At 73.6% G+C, this 14926-nt stretch carries 16 protein-coding genes; 7 read left to right on the forward strand and 9 right to left on the reverse strand.

The features are described 5' to 3' along the window. Positions 1-15 precede the first annotated feature (15 nt). The 4 genes from lanKC to ACZ3X1_RS24220 all read left to right on the forward strand — a co-directional run bounded on the left by lanKC (position 16) and on the right by ACZ3X1_RS24220 (position 6519). On the forward strand, positions 16-2652 hold the full coding sequence (lanKC, locus tag ACZ3X1_RS24205; RefSeq protein ID WP_467280928.1) for a class III lanthionine synthetase LanKC: 2637 nt from the start codon (positions 16-18) through the stop codon (positions 2650-2652). Beyond that, the gene (locus ACZ3X1_RS24210) at positions 2649-2783 is read left to right on the forward strand and encodes a SapB/AmfS family lanthipeptide (protein WP_030655136.1); all 135 of its coding nucleotides are present in this window, start codon (positions 2649-2651) and stop codon (positions 2781-2783) included. Before lanKC ends, ACZ3X1_RS24210 begins: the two co-directional genes overlap by 4 nt. Before the next feature lie 68 nt (positions 2784-2851). Beyond that, positions 2852-4687 carry an ATP-binding cassette domain-containing protein gene (locus tag ACZ3X1_RS24215; protein ID WP_467280929.1) on the forward strand — a complete coding sequence of 612 codons (1836 nt, stop codon included), beginning with the start codon at positions 2852-2854 and terminating at the stop codon, positions 4685-4687. Next, complete coding sequence (locus tag ACZ3X1_RS24220; protein WP_467280930.1) at positions 4684-6519, forward strand: ATP-binding cassette domain-containing protein; 1836 nt, start codon at positions 4684-4686, stop codon at positions 6517-6519. Before ACZ3X1_RS24215 ends, ACZ3X1_RS24220 begins: the two co-directional genes overlap by 4 nt. Before the next feature lie 43 nt (positions 6520-6562). Here the strand turns inward: ACZ3X1_RS24220 and ACZ3X1_RS24225 are convergent, their stop codons facing one another. The 3 genes from ACZ3X1_RS24225 to ACZ3X1_RS24235 form a co-directional block, all read right to left on the reverse strand. Continuing rightward, positions 6563-7174, reverse strand: coding sequence for a response regulator transcription factor (locus ACZ3X1_RS24225; protein ID WP_467280932.1), 612 nt, complete (start codon positions 7172-7174; stop codon positions 6563-6565). Positions 7175-7370: 196 nt separating this feature from the next. Beyond that, positions 7371-8192, reverse strand: a complete 822-nt coding sequence (locus ACZ3X1_RS24230) for a DUF1206 domain-containing protein (protein WP_467280933.1) — start codon at positions 8190-8192, stop codon at positions 7371-7373. 5 nt (positions 8193-8197) lie between these two features. Next, positions 8198-8647, reverse strand: coding sequence for an SRPBCC family protein (locus ACZ3X1_RS24235; RefSeq protein WP_390078301.1), 450 nt, complete (start codon positions 8645-8647; stop codon positions 8198-8200). Between the two features lie 165 nt (positions 8648-8812). Here ACZ3X1_RS24235 and ACZ3X1_RS24240 point away from each other — a divergent pair, with 165 nt between their 5' ends. Then, on the forward strand, positions 8813-9244 hold the full coding sequence (locus ACZ3X1_RS24240; protein WP_467280934.1) for a VOC family protein: 432 nt from the start codon (positions 8813-8815) through the stop codon (positions 9242-9244). Here the strand turns inward: ACZ3X1_RS24240 and ACZ3X1_RS24245 are convergent. The 5 genes from ACZ3X1_RS24245 to ACZ3X1_RS24265 form a co-directional block, all read right to left on the reverse strand. After that, positions 9235-9897 carry a DUF4230 domain-containing protein gene (locus tag ACZ3X1_RS24245; protein WP_467280935.1) on the reverse strand — a complete coding sequence of 221 codons (663 nt, stop codon included), beginning with the start codon at positions 9895-9897 and terminating at the stop codon, positions 9235-9237. The genes ACZ3X1_RS24240 and ACZ3X1_RS24245 overlap by 10 nt on opposite strands. Positions 9898-9948: 51 nt before the next feature. Further along, on the reverse strand, positions 9949-10380 hold the full coding sequence (locus tag ACZ3X1_RS24250) for an ATP-binding protein (protein WP_390078295.1): 432 nt from the start codon (positions 10378-10380) through the stop codon (positions 9949-9951). A 180-nt stretch (positions 10381-10560) separates the two neighbouring features. Then, entirely contained in the window at positions 10561-11517 is a 957-nt protein-coding gene (locus tag ACZ3X1_RS24255; RefSeq protein ID WP_467280936.1) for an anti-sigma factor RsbA family regulatory protein, read from the reverse strand. Further along, positions 11514-11846, reverse strand: a complete 333-nt coding sequence (locus tag ACZ3X1_RS24260; protein WP_467280937.1) for an STAS domain-containing protein — start codon at positions 11844-11846, stop codon at positions 11514-11516. Before ACZ3X1_RS24260 ends, ACZ3X1_RS24255 begins: the two co-directional genes overlap by 4 nt. Positions 11847-11855: 9 nt before the next feature. After that, complete coding sequence (locus ACZ3X1_RS24265) at positions 11856-12782, reverse strand: SigB/SigF/SigG family RNA polymerase sigma factor (protein ID WP_390078292.1); 927 nt, start codon at positions 12780-12782, stop codon at positions 11856-11858. Positions 12783-12993: 211 nt separating this feature from the next. On the opposite strand from ACZ3X1_RS24265, the gene ACZ3X1_RS24270 reads away from it, so the two are divergent. Next, positions 12994-13338, forward strand: coding sequence for an STAS domain-containing protein (locus tag ACZ3X1_RS24270; RefSeq protein WP_362635362.1), 345 nt, complete (start codon positions 12994-12996; stop codon positions 13336-13338). A 31-nt stretch (positions 13339-13369) separates the two neighbouring features. On the opposite strand, the gene ACZ3X1_RS24275 is transcribed toward ACZ3X1_RS24270, so the two are convergent. Further along, positions 13370-13807, reverse strand: a complete 438-nt coding sequence (locus ACZ3X1_RS24275) for an ATP-binding protein (RefSeq protein ID WP_362635365.1) — start codon at positions 13805-13807, stop codon at positions 13370-13372. A 343-nt stretch (positions 13808-14150) separates the two neighbouring features. Here ACZ3X1_RS24275 and ACZ3X1_RS24280 point away from each other — a divergent pair. After that, on the forward strand, positions 14151-14926 hold a 776-nt coding region (locus ACZ3X1_RS24280; protein WP_467280938.1), incomplete at its 3' end, for a HAMP domain-containing protein.

The raw sequence follows: 14926 nt of genomic DNA on the forward strand, positions 1-14926 counted from the left end.
ACCGAGGGAGCAGGTGTGAACAAGGGGTACGCCGCCTTCTGCGACGCAGACCGCTGGTTCTACGACGCGCCGTACCGGCGGGCCGGAGAGAGCTACCCGGCCGCCCTCGCCCCCGTCCCGTCGGGCTGGCGCTCGCACCGCAGCGGCGACTGGCTCGCCCTGCGCCCCGCCGGCGCCGAACTGCCCGCGCAGGGCTGGAAGATCCACGTCTCGGCCACGCTCGACAACGCCGAATCGGTGCTCGGGACGGTCCACGCCTACTGCACCGAGCGGAACATCGCCTTCAAGTTCATCCCGAGCCGCTACCTGCTGCACCTGCGCAACGCCAAGTACGCGGACCGCGCGGCGAGCGGCAAGTTCATCACCGTGTACCCCGCCGACGAACAGCAGTGCCGCCGCGTCGCGGAGGACCTGGACGCCGCGCTGGCCGGGGCGGCCGGCCCGTACATCCTCAGCGATCTGCGCTGGGGCGCCGGCCCGGTCCACCTGCGCTACGGCAGCTTCACCCTGCGGCACTGCTACGACGAGCACGGCGAACTGGTCCCGGCCGTCGAGGCACCCGACGGCCGGCTCGTACCGGACCGGCGCGGGCCCGCCTTCCAGCCGCCGGAGTGGGTCGAACTGCCCGCCTTCCTGGCGCCCCACCTCCAGGCGCGTTCCGCCGTCACCCTGACCGGCATCCCCTTCACGGTGGAGCGGGCGCTGCACTTCTCCAACGGCGGCGGCGTCTACGTCGGCAAGGACACCCGCACCGGCGAGACCGTGGTCCTCAAGGAAGCCCGGCCGCACGCCGGACTCGCCGCCGACGGCGCCGACGCCGTGACCCGGCTGCACCGCGAACGAGCCGCGCTCGAACGGCTGGCGGGCCTGGACTGCGTACCGGCGGTCCGCGGCGCCTTCACGGTCGGCGACCACCACTTCCTGGTGCTGCAACACCTCGACGGCAAACCGCTCAACACCTACTTCGCCCGCCGCCACCCGCTGATCGAGGCGGACCCCGCTCCGGCGGAACTCGCCTCCTACACCGAATGGGCGCTGAAGATCCACCAGCGGGTGACCGAGGCCGTCGACGCCGTCCACTCCCGCGGGGTCGTCTTCAACGACCTCCACCTCTTCAACATCATGGTGGCCGAGGACGCGACGGGCGAACCATCCGTCGCACTGCTGGACTTCGAGGCCGCCGCGCACATCGACGAGGGGCTGCGGCAGACCGTGGCCAACCCGGCCTTCGTCGCCCCCGCCGAGCGGCGCGGATTCGCCGTCGACCGCTACGCCCTCGCCTGCCTGCGGCTCGCCCTGTTCCTCCCGCTGACCAGCCTCCTCGTCATGGACCGCACCAAAGCCGCACACCTGGCCGCCGTCGCCGCCGAGCAGTTCCCCGTACCGCGCCGGTTCCTCGACGAGGCCGTCGAGGAGATCCTGTCCGGCGTACCGGAGGGCCGGCCGGGCGACCGCCTGCAAGCACCGGCCGGACCGTACCTCCCCGTCGAACCCCGGGAATGGCCGGCCGCCCGTGCCTCGATGACCGCGGCGCTGCGGGCGAGCGCCACCCCGCACCGCGAGGACCGCCTCGTCCCCGGCGACATCGCCCAGTTCGCGACCGCCCACGGAGGCATCGGCTTCGGCAACGGGATCGCCGGGGTGCTCCACGCCCTCGCCGAGACCGGCGCCGGCCCCTGGCCGGAAGCCGAGGAGTGGCTGCTCGAACGGACCGCGGAACCGGCCTCAGGCACTCCGCTCGGCTTCTACGACGGCCTCGCCGGCACAGCCTGGACTCTGCACCGGCTCGGACACCCGGCGCGCGCCCTCGCCCTCGCCGAGCGGCTGCTGCACCAGCCCTGGGAGAGCGCGGGCCCCGACCTGTACGGCGGCCTCGCCGGCATCGGCCTCGCCCTGGACGCGCTCGGCACTGCGAGCGGCGAGCGCGAACTGCACTCCGCGGCCGTGCGCTGCGCCGAACTGCTCGCCCGGCCGGAGCAACGGCCCACCCGGGCAGGCCTGTTGTACGGAAACGCCGGCCCGGCCCTGCTCTGCGTACGCCTCTACGAGCGCACCGGCGACAAGGAACTGCTGATCCAGGCCGCCCACGCACTGCACCGCGACCTCGACCGCTGCGTCACCAGCGCGTACGGCACCCTCCAGGTGAACGAGGGCTGGCGCACCATGCCGTACCTCGGCGAGGGCAGCGTCGGCATCGGCATGGTCCTCGACGACTGGCTGGAGCACGGTCCCGACGAGCGCTTCGAACAGGCCCGGCTGGAGATCGTACGGGCGGCGCAGGCCACCTTCTACGCCCAGCCCGGGCTGATGCGCGGCGCCGCCGGAATGATCCTCCACCTCGCCCGGACCACCACCCCCGGGCCGGGTACCGGATCCGGTGCCATCGCCCGCCAGATCGACGCACTGGCCCGGCACGCCGTGCCGTACCAGGGGCATCTGGCCTTCCCCGGCGAGCAGATGATGCGGCTGTCCATGGACCTCACCACGGGCACGGCCGGCGCTCTCCTCGCCCTCGGCAGCGCCGCGCCCGGCGGGCGCGCGCACCTGCCGTTCCTCCCGCCGCTGCGCGACGCCGCCGCGGCCCACGAGCCGGTCCCGACCGGGGCCGTGACCCATCGCACCACTCGAGAGAAGAAGAGGAACCTGACATGACGCTTCTTGACCTGCAGTCGATGGAGACCCCGAAGGAAGAGACCACCGAGGTCGCGATGACCGGCGGCGGCAGCCGCGCCAGCCTGCTCCTCTGCGGGGACAGCAGCCTGAGCATCACGACCTGTAACTGACCCGGGTCACCTCGGGCCCGGGCGGTTCACCGCCCGGGCCCGCACCACATCACTGGAGGCATCCGCCGATGAGCCCTCCCGACGCCGACGCCGACGCCGACGCCGATGCCTCCGCCGGACCGGCGCAGGAGCCACCCGCCCTGGCGCGCGGCGCGGACCGGGCGCTCGTCGCAGCCGCCCGGCACAGCGCCGGACGCACCGCCGCGGTCCTCGGATGCACGCTGGCGGCCGCCGCGGCGGCGCTCGCCGAACCGGCCGTCCTCGGCCACACCCTGGACCTGCTGCTGCGCGCGGACCCGTCGGGCCCCGCCTGGACGCTGCTGTGCGCCGCCGTCATCGCGGCCGAAGTGGCCCTGGACGCCGCCGCCGCACGGCTGACCGGGGAGGTCGACGGCCGCTCCACCGCCCTGCTGCGCAGGCTCGGGCTCGCCCGGCTACTGGGGACCGCACCGCACCACGCGGCCCGGCACGCGCCCGGCGAGGCCGCCGCGAGGCTGACCGCGCACGCCGCGGAGGCGGGGAAGGTCCCGGCGGCCGTCGCGCACGGCGCCGCCGCCCTGCTGCCGCCGCTCGGCGCGGTGGCCGCGCTCTTGCTCATCGACCCGTGGACGGCGCTCACCTTCCTCCTGGGGCTGCCGTTGCTGGTGCTCCTGCTGCGGGCCTTCACCCGCGACACCCTCACCAGCGTCGCCCGCTACCAGCAGGTGCAGCTCGCGACCGCCGGACGCCTCGTCGAGGCGCTGGCCGGGGCGCGCACGATCGCCGCCGCCGGGACCGCAGACCGCGAACGCGCCCGCATCCTCGCGCGGCTGCCCGAACTCGGCGCCGAGGGCAGGCGCATGTGGCAGGTCTACGGCGGCACGACGGCGCGGTCCGCGGCCCTGATGCCGATGCTCCTGTACGCGGTCCTCGCCGTCGGCGGCATCCGCCTGTCGGCCGGGGCCATCGGGGTCGGCGAACTCCTCGCCGCGCTGCGGTACGCGGCCCTCGCCGCCGGTGTCGGCGCGGTGACCGGCGCACTGGCGGCGGTGGTCCGCGGCAGGGCCGCCGCCCGCCGCACCGCCGCCCTCCTGACCCTGCCCCCGCTCGGCCACGGCCGCGCCGAGCTGCCGGACGGCGGGCCCGGCACCCTGGAGCTGCGTGACGTAACGATTGTGCGCGGCGGGTCGGCCGTCCTGCGGGACATCAGCCTGGTGATCCCCGGGGGCAGCACGGTGGCGGTGGTGGGCCGCTCAGGGGCCGGCAAGACGCTGTTCGCCGCCGTGGCCGGCCGGCTCACCGACCCCGACACCGGCCGGGTGCTGTTGGACGGCGTGCCGCTGCGGGAGCTGTCCGCCGAAACCCTGCGCCGCGAGGTGGGCTACGCCTTCGACAGGCCCGTGCTGCTCGGCGGGACGGTCGGCGACGCGATCGGGTTCGGCGCCGGCCCGGCCCCCGGGCCTCAGGCGGTCCGGGCCGCGGCACGGGCCGCGGGCGCCGACCCGTTCGTACGGCGCCTGCCCGACGGGTACGCGACGCGCCTCGCCGACGCCCCGCTGTCCGGCGGCGAGGTCCAACGCCTGGGACTGGCCAGGGCGTTCTGTCACGCGGGCCGGCTCCTCGTACTGGACGACGCCACCTCCAGCCTCGACACCGTCACCGCCCGGGAGGTCGAGCGGGCGCTCGCCCGCGAGATCCGGCCCGGCACCCGGATCGTGGTCGCCCACCGCCTCTCGTCCGCCGTCCGCGCCGATCTCGTCGTATGGCTCGACGGCGGACGGATACGGGCGGCCGGCACCCACGCCGACCTGTGGCGGCGCGAGCCCGCCTACCGGGAGGTGTTCGCCGCCGGCACGACGGCGACGCCCCGGACGGAGAGGGACGACCGCCCGTCGCCCCCACGGAAGCAGGAGGCGGGACGATGACCGGCACCGGCACCGGCACCGAGACGGAGGTCTGGCGCCGGGTGGCTCCCGAGGGCCGGCGGTTCCTGCGCGGCCGCAAGAGCGCCCTGGCACGCCTGGCGGCATGGTCGCTCCTCGAATCCGCGCACACCTTCCTCGGCGGCTACGGAGTGGCCCGCGCCCTCGACGACGGCTTCCTCGCCGGCCGCACCGCCACCGGACTGGCCTGGCTGGCCGCGGCAGCGGTCGGAGCGCTCCTCGGCGCCCTCGCGCTGCGCGGTGTGTTCGCCGGACTCGCGGACCTCGTCGAGCCGCTGCGGGACGGCCTGGTCCGGCGGGCGGTCCGGCAGGCACTGGACCGCGCCATCGGCGACCCGGTACGGCCTCCGGACGCCGGCGCGGTGTCCCGCCTGACCCAGCAGACGGAGATGGCCCGGGACTCCTTCGCCGGGCTGGTGCTGACGGTGCGCTCGTTCGTCTTCACCGCGGTGGGCGCCTTCGCGGGCATGGCGGCCCTGGCCCCGGTCCTGCTGCTGATCGTGCTGCCGCCCCTGCTGCTCGGCGTGGCTGTCTTCCTGGCCACGCTCCTGCCCATGGCGGCCGTGCAACGCCGCTCCCTGGACACCGACGAGGCGCTCGCGGACCGGCTGGGAGAGCTGGGCGAGGGCCTGCGCGACATCGTGGCCTGCGGCGGACAGGCGGCGGCGCGGGACCGGGTCGAGCCCCTGATCGCCACGCAGGAGCAGCTGGCCCGCCGACTCGCGCGCTGGGCGGCCCTGCGCACCTTGGCCCTGGGCACGGCGGGCCGGCTGCCGGTGATCGCACTGCTCGCCGCGGCGCCCTGGCTGCTCGGCCACGGGGTCACCGCCGGGACGCTCGCCGGCGGTCTCACGTACGTGGTGCAGTCCCTGCTGCCGGCCCTCAACTCGCTGATGACGGCTCTCGGTTCCGCCGGATCCCGACTGCTCGTCGTCCTGGAGCGCTTCTGCTCCCCCCTGTCGCCACTGCCGGCCGCTCCGGCCGCTCGGGCCGCTGCGGACACCGCTCCGGCGACGGAGGCGCGGCGGGCCACCGACCCCGTCGCTCCGGCCGCCGCGGCGGCCGAACTGCGGGGCGTCACCTTCGCCTACGGCCGCGGAGCTGCGCCCGTACTCGACGCCCTCGACCTGGTCGTGAGGCCGGGGGAACACCTCGCCGTCGTCGGTCCGAGCGGCATCGGCAAATCCACGCTCACCGCCCTGCTCGCCGGGATGCTCACACCCGGCGCGGGCACGGTGCTCGTCGCGGGCACGGCCGCCCGCAGGGCGCCGGAGGCACGCGGTCCGGACCCCCGGCGGACCCTGCTGCCGCAGCAGGCCTACGTGTTCACCGGCACCGTGCGCGAGAACCTCACCCACCTTTCCCTCGCCCCGGACCCGGGCGACCACCGGTCCGCAGACGCCCTGACCGGTGACGCCCGGGTGCGGGACGCCGTCAGCGTCCTGGGCCTGGACGGCCTGGTGGAGCGGCTGGGAGGGCTGGACGCGCAGGTGCGGCCCGGGCTGTTGTCCCGCGGCGAGTGCCAGCAGCTCGCGCTCGCCGCCGCCTACCTCTCGCCGGCGCCGCTCCTGCTCCTCGACGAAGCCACCTGCCACCTGGACCCGCGTACGGAGGAGCGTGCCGAACGGGCCCTCGCTGCCCGCCCCGGCACCCTCGTCGTCGTGGCCCACCGCGTCTCCTCCGCGGCACGCGCCGACCGGGTCCTCGTCCTGGACGGGACCCGCGCCGTGTGCGGCACCCATGCGGAACTCCCCGCCCGATCGCCCCTCTACCGCGATCTGGTGGGGGAGTGGAACGGGACCACCGACGGATGACCCGGCCGCCCCGCCCGCCTGCGGCGGTCGCGGCGGCCGCGGATCAGACCCAGCCCTCCCGCCGGGATATCCGGATCGCGTCGATGAGGTTGCGCGCGCCGGTCTTGCGGGTTGCCGCGGCCATGTAGTTGCGCACCGTTCCGCTCGCCAGGTGCAGTGCGCGGGCTATCTCGACGATGGAATCTCCCTCCGCCGCCCGGGCCAGCACACTCAGCTCGCGCGGGCTCAGCGGGACCGGGTCCGCCTCCATGAAGGCGGAGGCCAGCGAGGCGTCGATGAACCGTTCCCCCGCGGCGACCCGCCGCACCGCCCGGACCAGCCGCCCCGGCGAGCCGTCCTTGTCGACGTAGCCGCGGGCCTCGGCGCGGAAGGCCCGGTGCAGCGAACCGGGCGCGCCGGTCGACGCGAGCACCAGCACGGGGGAGCGGGATGCGAGGACCTGGCGGTCCCCAGCGCGCCCGTGGTCGGCCAGCACGGCCGTCGTCCCCGGACAGTCGAGGTCGACGACCGTCACATCCGGCCGTAAGGACTCCGTCCGGGGTGTAGCGCTCCGCCAGCCCGCGGAGGTGACCTCGAAAGGCCCTTCCGATCTCAGCAGGGCGGCCAGGGCGGACCGGACCAGGCTGACGTTGTGCAGGACCAGGACCTTCGTCATCGTGAGCTCTCCTCGGTGAACGAACCGGCAGCACCACGCGGCTGCCCCCGTACGAGCGAGATGGAACGTCACTGCGGGGGCTTGCAGGGGCGTACGGCCAACTTGGCCGAGATGGCCCCGGATCCGGCTCCGCTTAGGCGGGTTACCCCCTTGAAGACCGGCGGCCTCCCGCTCCTTCCGCCCCTCGCGGAACGGCTCACACCTGACGCCACCGGGCCATCGCCCAGTCGAACGCCCCGTACAACGCCAGTCCGACGGCCACCGCGACCAGCAGCCACGGGCCCGCCGGGGTGAGGGAGAACGACCTCAGGGTGTCGTCGAGCCCCTTCGCCTGCCCCGGGTCGTAGCGCAGCGCCGCGTACAGGACGAAGCCGCCGACCGCCGCGAACACGGCTCCGCGGGCTATCCCGCCAGCCACTCCGAGGAAGTCGACCGCCTTGCGCGAGCCCTGCGGGGCCCCGCCCATGGCGAGGTGCTTGCGGAAGTCGCGCCGGGCCGCCTTCACCGCGATGACCACGCCCGCGACGGCGATCCCGAGTCCGACGGCGCCCACCAGCCACTGGCCGGCCGGCAGGTCGAGTGCCTTCGAGGTCGTGTCACGCGACTGTTCGTCGCCGGAGCTGCCGCCGCCGCCCGCGGCGAACGCGAAGACGGAGAAGGCCACCACCGCGTAGAACAGGAACCGGGCCGCCGCGGCCAGCCGCTTCGTGGGCTTGTCGCCCTTCGGTCCGGCCGCGCCGAAGACGGCCTCCGACAGGCGCCACAGCGCCATGCACACGAGACCGATCCCCACGGCCCAGATCAGGACGGAGCCGAACGGCTTGTCCGCGAGTTCCTGGAGGGCACCCTGCCGGTCGGCCTCCTGTTCGCCGCCGCCGAAGGCGATGCGTACGGCGAGCACCCCGATGAGCACGTACAGCACCCCGTGCGCCACCAGCCCGGATCTCCCCGCGACCGCCCGGACCGTGCCGCCGCGCGACACGGTCCGGGCGCCCCTGCTCGCAGCCTCGCCGCTCATGGCGGTCAGACCTCGCCCCGCCAGGCGCCCGTTTCGACCCCGCGCGACTCGATGAACAGCTTGAACCGCTTCAGATCACCCGTGACCTGTCGCTTGACGAAGCCGAGCTTGTCGGCGGCGGCCTCGGCCAGACCGTCGGGCACCCAGTTCATGCGCAGGACGACCTTGGTGGTCGACGCGTCGATCGGCTGGAAGGTGACGAGCCCGGCCTGGCGGGCGTCACCGTCGACCGTCATCCACGCGACGCGCTGGTCCGGGAGCTGCTCGGTGATCTGCGCGTCGAACTCGCGCCGCACCCCGTTGACGTTCGTCACCCAGTGGGTCAGCGTGTCGGTGCGCTGGTCGATGCGCTCGACGCCCTCCATGAAGGCGGGGAAGTCCTCGAACTGAGTCCACTGGTTGTAGGCCGTGCGTACCGGAACGTTGACCTCGACGTATTCCTCGACGTGCGACATGCGCACCCCTTCCCTGCGATCGGCAGTCCCGCACCCCCGAGGTGCGGGCGTCCGTCCGGACGTGTCGCAGCGCGGTTACCCTGCCGCGTCGGTGGCATGCGCAGCCCCCGGCGCGGGGACGGGTACGGCGCGTGTACGGGCGACGACGCAGGGCACACGCGGGGCATGACCGTACTCAAGACAGGTGTGATCGTCCTGGACTGCGCCGAACCCGAGCCGCTGGCCCGGTTCTACGCGCAACTGCTCGGCGCGTCGGCGGGCCCGGCCACCGACGACGGCGAACTGTTCCTGGTCACCGGCCGCGCCGGCCCGCTGCTCGGTGTCCGCCGGGATCCGCACCGCGCGACGCCGAGCTGGCCGCTGCCGGAGGGCTCCCAGGAGGTCCACCTGCGGATCCTGGTGGCGGAGGAAGCCCTCGACGAGGCCGAGCGCGAAGCCGTGGCCCTCGGGGCGCGCCCGGTGGCGGCCGAGGAGGACGGCACCCGCCCGGACAACCGCACGACCGTGCGCCGCTACGCGGATCCGGCGGGCCACGCGTTCGTCCTCGCGGCCGTCCGGGAAGACCCCGCGCAGCCCGCCTGGGGCCGTCAGCCGTAGGTGACCGTCACCTCGCGGAAACCCAGGGAGCGCAGCAGCCCCTCCAGCATCGACGTGGTGTTCTTCTCGGCGCGGTCGACGAGGCCGCTCTCGCGGGCCGCCGCGTCGATGTGCTGCGCGGCGAGCTTCTGCACGGCCTGCTCGCCGGCCGGGTTGTCGGAGAACAGATCGCCGATCCGGTCCAGCAGGCCCCGCTGCTTCGACACCGCGTACGAACGGCTCGGGTCGAGGGCCGCCGTGCCGAGCACCGCGTGCGGCAGCCGGATCGCGGCCCCCGTACGGTCCTCGTTCACGGTGACGCTGCGCTCGTCCAGCCCACTCATGTCGACGTAGCCGCTGACCGTGCCGGCCCCCACGTACAGCGTGCGGGTCCCGCGGATCGCGTCCGGCAGGAACGCCGCGTCCTTCTCGAGGTCCACGACGACCTGGAAGTTTCCGACCGCCGCCTCGTACCGGTCCATGTCCTGCACCGACTTCAGCAGCGCGGGCCCCGACCGGTCCCTGGTGTCTGAGCCGAAGAGTCCGCCGAATCCGGGCACGAGACTGAAGCGCTCCACGAGCACCAGCAGCACTACGAGCACCGCTGCGCCGGCGATGATCCGACCCCACATCGGGCGCCGCGTGCCGCCCGGCCGATCCGAAGAGGTTTCCATGCCCCGCGGATACCCCGTGGGCGCGGCTCCACTACGGAGGGAGACGCTTCTCTAACGGCCCGTGGCGTCGCCGGACACCAGCCGTGCGGCCTCGATCTCGGCCCAGACGGCTTTTCCGCCCGCGTGGACATCGGCTCCCCAGCGGTCGGACAGCCGCTCCACTATGTGGAGGCCGTGGCCGCCGGGGACGCCTCGCCGGGGTGCAGGATCGCGCCGGGGGAGCGCCGTCGTGCCGTCGTACACCTCGATGCGCAGGACCTTCCCGCTCATGAGGACCAGTTCGTGACAGCCGCCCGCGTGCAGTGACGCGTTGGTCAGCAGCTCGGACACGAGGAGCAGGGTGTCCTCGGCGGTCTCGGTCCTGTCCCAGCCCCAGTCCCTCAGGGCCTGGCGCGTGAAGTCGCGCCCCTTGGCCACGGAACCGCGGACGCCCGTCAGGGCGAGCCGGCGGCGCTGCCCCGCGGCGGGAAGGCCGACACCCACAGGATCACCCGTTTCCGCTCCGACCGTCTCCACTGAGCTCTCTCACCCCCGCGTTGGCACTGGTCTCTGTCACAGGCGTATGCCCGGCGCAGCCACGATCGATGTACGACACAGTCCACATACCGCAGGTGTCCCGTGGTCGCCCTGGCGGGCGCGTGACATTGTAGGCGACAGTTGCCCTCAGGGAGTGGCCACGTGCAGCCGCAGCGTCAGGCCGCTCTCCGTGGCACGGACCTCCACCAGGTCACAGAGCTGGTGGATCATCCACAGACCGCGGCCGCCGTGGGCCGAGGCGAGGGAGGGACGGCGGCGCCCCGCCAGCGGGTCGGCCAGCCGGCCGTCGTCGTGGATCTCGGCGACGACACCCGCCGCAGGCCCGTCGACGGTCCACAGGCGCAGCGTGCCCTTACCGCCACCGTGCGAGAGGGAGTTGGCCGCCGCCTCGCTGATCGCCATGATCAGGTCGCCGCGCCGCGCCGAGGAAAGGCCGGTACCGCGTCCCCAGCCCTCGGCGTACTCGCGTACCTCGGCCAGCCCGCCGTGGGCGTAGGCGAGCCGGGCCACCGCACCGTCGGGCTCGGGCAGCGGGCGGTCCAGGTCGGCCGAGAGCCCCGAGAGCCCGGTGTGGCCCGGGCTCGGCAGGTCCCGGCCCCCCTCTATGAGCGTGGGGTGCGTGCGCCGGGCGTCCCGCACCACGTCGGGCGCCAGCCCGACGACGTCGTACGGGCACAGGACGGTCGCGGGGCGGCCGGCGAAGGCACTGTTGATGAGGGCCTCGTGGCGGGTGGCCTCCAGCACCTCGGCGGGGGAGCGGCCCGGCCAGATCGGCTCGCCGACGATCCGCGCCGGCCGGTTCGGGTCCCGGTCGGCGAAATCCTGGAGGGCGGCCAGGATGCGCCCGGGGTTGCGGCCCAGTTCCGTCATGTCCGTCCAGGTGACCCCGGAGCCGTCGACGGCGAGGCTCTCGCGCAGGGCGTCCAGGTGCGGGCCGGGTACGGCGACGAGCACCGGCTCGTCGGCCGCGAGGGCGGCGCGTACGAAGCCGCCCACTCCCGTCACGTACTCGTCCAGGTCCCGGTAGAAGAGCGCGGGATGGACGAAGGCCCCCGGCCCGGCGGGCGCAGGAACAGTGATCATGCTGCGACCTCCAGCGCGGCGCACTCGTCCGGGAACATCTCCACTACCTTGCGCAGCGAGTACGGCGGGTCGTGGAGCAACAGGCGCCGCCCCTGCCCGCTCAGGGCCGCCGACGCCCGTACGAGTTCCGCGACCGAGGCCGCGTCGAAGAAGCGCACGGTGGAGAGATCGAGGTGGACGACGGCGCCGGGCATGCCGGCCACGATGCCGAGGGCGCTGGACAGGGCCTGCCGGGTGTCGAGGTCGCAGCTGCCGCTCAGGCGCGCGCCGGGGCGGCCCTGCAGCGGCAGGGCGGTCAGCGGCGCCCTCGCGCCCGGACTCCGCGTCATCGTGCACGCCTACCCCGCGAGCATGCCGGCGCGCAGGCGTGCCAGGGTCCGGGACAGCAGGCGGGAGACCTGCATCTGCGAGATGCCCAGTTCGGCGCCGATCTCGGCCTGGGTCTTGTCCTGGCCGAAGCGCATCTGCAGGATGCGCCGGTCGCGCTCGTCGAGTTCCTCCAGCAGGGGCGCGAGGGTGTGGAACTCCTCGAAGAGCTCCATGGCGGGATCGACCTCGCCGAGGCGCTCCGCCAGCGGCCGGGTGGTCCCGTTCGGCGTGGACGGCGCGTCGCCGTCGGCGCCGGAAGCGTCGAGGGAACCGCTCGTGTAGCCGTTCGCGGCCACCAGCCCGTCGATGACCTCCTCCTCGGACAGCTCCAGGTGCTGGGCGACCTCCTTGACCGTCGGCGCCCGGCCCAGGACGTCGGTCAGGGCCTCCTGGGCCTTGGCGAGTTCCGTTCGCAGCTCCTGCAGGCGGCGGGGGACGTGCACCGCCCAGGTGGTGTCACGGAAGTACCGCTTGATCTCGCCCGTGATGTACGGCAGGGCGAGCGTGGAGAACTCGACCTCGCGGTCGAGGTCGTAGCGGTCGATGGCCTTGATGAGGCCGATGGTGCCCACCTGGATGATGTCGTCCATGTCGAGGCCGCCGCCGAGCACCCGGGCCCGGAAGCGCCGCGCGGCGAACTGCACGAGCGAGAGGTTCATCTCGATCAGGGTGTTGCGCGTGTACTGGTACTCGTGCGTGCCCTCCTCCAGCGACTGCAGACGCCGGAAGAAGTGCCGGGACAGCTCACGAGCGTCGGCGGGTGACATCTCGCGGGCGTTCTCCACCCGCGACAGTTCCTCGTCCCGCGCCGGTGCTCCGGGGTCCTCCAGTTCATGAACGGGGACGTGCACGTCGGTGGTACGAACGGGGCCTACAACGGTGGCCGAGCGCGACATGGTGGCCGCTCCCTCCCGATTGACTGCGGCTGCCGAGGCGCTTGTGCCCCGTCTTTCTGATTCCACACACATCAATCGCAGAGTTTTTCTCCCGGCGTCGCGGACCGTGCGCCCGTTGGGGGCGCCGGACGACCCGGGGGCGCGGCGGCGCCGCCGTGAGCAGGCATACTCCCTTGACGAGATGAACAGGCGGCGATCCGTGGAGGCGGAGATGAGCGGATTCGGGGACGCGAACCAGCCAGGAGCGGTGGGGGAGGGCTACCCGGCTGGCGACGGCTGGGTGGTGTCGGCCCACGGGGAACTGGACCAGGACACGCTCGACCCGCTGGAAGAAGCTCTCACCGCGGCCGCCGGCCGGCATCCGCTGGTGGTCCTGGACGCCGGGTCCATCACCTTCGGGGACTCCTCGTTCCTGAACCTGCTCCTGCGGCTGCACCACATCACCGCGCTGCGCATCGCCGCCCCGGGCGAGCAACTGCGCCGGCTCTTCGCCGTGACCGGCGCCGACACGGTCCTCTCCCTGCACGCGACCGTCGAGGACGCCGTCGCGGCGTGAACCGGCTCCACGCGGTCTCCCTGAGCACGGGTCAGTCTCCGCGCGGCTCGGCCGCGTGCGGGTCCGGCCCGCCGCCGGGCCGGAAGCAGGCGGTGATCGACTTGCCGCCGTGGCACGCGTGCACGTCCAGGGAGTCGGCCAGCGCGGTGACGATGCCCAGCCCGCGGCCGGAGGTGGCGCTCGCGTCGCCCTCGGGTGTCCGGGTACGGGGAAGCCGCGGATCGGAGTCGGCGACGCTGACGTGGAGGCAGCGGCCGTCCCAGGTCAGTACCAAGTGCGCGGTGCCGACGGCGTGCAGGTGGGCGTTGGTGACGAGTTCGGAGACGCAGAGCAGCACGGAGTGCACCGTGTCGGCCGCCGATGCGTTCCACGGCAGGGACGCCAGGTGCTCGGCGGTCCACTGCCGCGCTGCCCGGACGCCCTCCGAGATCGGGAACGAACGCGCCCAGCCCACCGCTTTGACCGCCAATGTCCTCACCCCTTTTCTGCCGTTGCGCCGTCCATTACCGGTTCGTCTACCCGGAGCCCGCCGTCGCATCCGAAGATTTCCGAAGCACCCTGGCGGGAACGTGAGTTCGGGCCGGAGAGGGTGGGGGTCCCGGCAAGTCCCCTTCCCCCGGATTCCGGATGCGTCGGCCGCCGGAGTGATCGACCGTGCTCCATCGCCCCTCCGGCGGCGCTAGCCTTCACCGGAACCGGTGCTGCGGTTGGGACGGATCGCGCTGGAATCGGGCGCTCCGGCATGCCCTGGCTCCATGGTGCTGTCCTGATCCGCGTGTCGGCGCGGCTGGTATCGAGAGTGAGGGTGACGGATGGCCGAGCGGGCGGGCGCGGATCCACTGGGTGGCGCTCCGGCGTTGCCGGGTGACGGCGGGATCGGCGAGTCGGAGCTGCGCCGGTTGCTGGCCGGGCTGACCGCCGTTCGGGACGGGGACTTCCGCACCCGGCTGCCCGACGGGGCGGACGGGCTGCTCGGGGAGATCGCCACCGTCTTCAACGGGATGGTGAACCAACTGTCGCTGTTCACCTCCGAGGTGACGAGGGTCGCCCGCGAGGTGGGCACCGAGGGGACCCTGGGCGGGCAGGCCGACGTACCAGGCGTCGGGGGCGCCTGGCTGGACCTTACGGATTCGGTCAATTTCATGGCCGGAAACCTCACCGCCCAGGTGCGTTCCATCGCGCAGGTCGCGACGGCCGTGGCCAAGGGTGACCTCTCCCAGAAGATCACCGTCACCGCTCGCGGAGAGATCCTGGAGCTGAAGGAGACCATCAACACGATGGTCGACCAGCTCTCCGGGTTCGCCGGGGAGGTCACCCGGGTGGCCCGCGAGGTCGGCACCGAGGGCAGACTCGGCGGCCAGGCGGACGTGAAGGGCGTCTCCGGTACGTGGAAGGACCTGACGGAATCGGTCAACGTCATGGCCGACAATCTGACCGCGCAGGTCCGTTCGATCGCCGAGGTCACCACCGCCGTGGCCCAGGGCGATCTGACACAGAAGATCCGGGTGGATGCCCGGGGGGAGATCCTGGAGCTGAAGGAGACCATCAACACGATGGTCGACCAGTTGTCCGCGTTCGCCGACGAGGT

Source organism: Streptomyces sp. NPDC023541 (assembly GCF_055559995.1).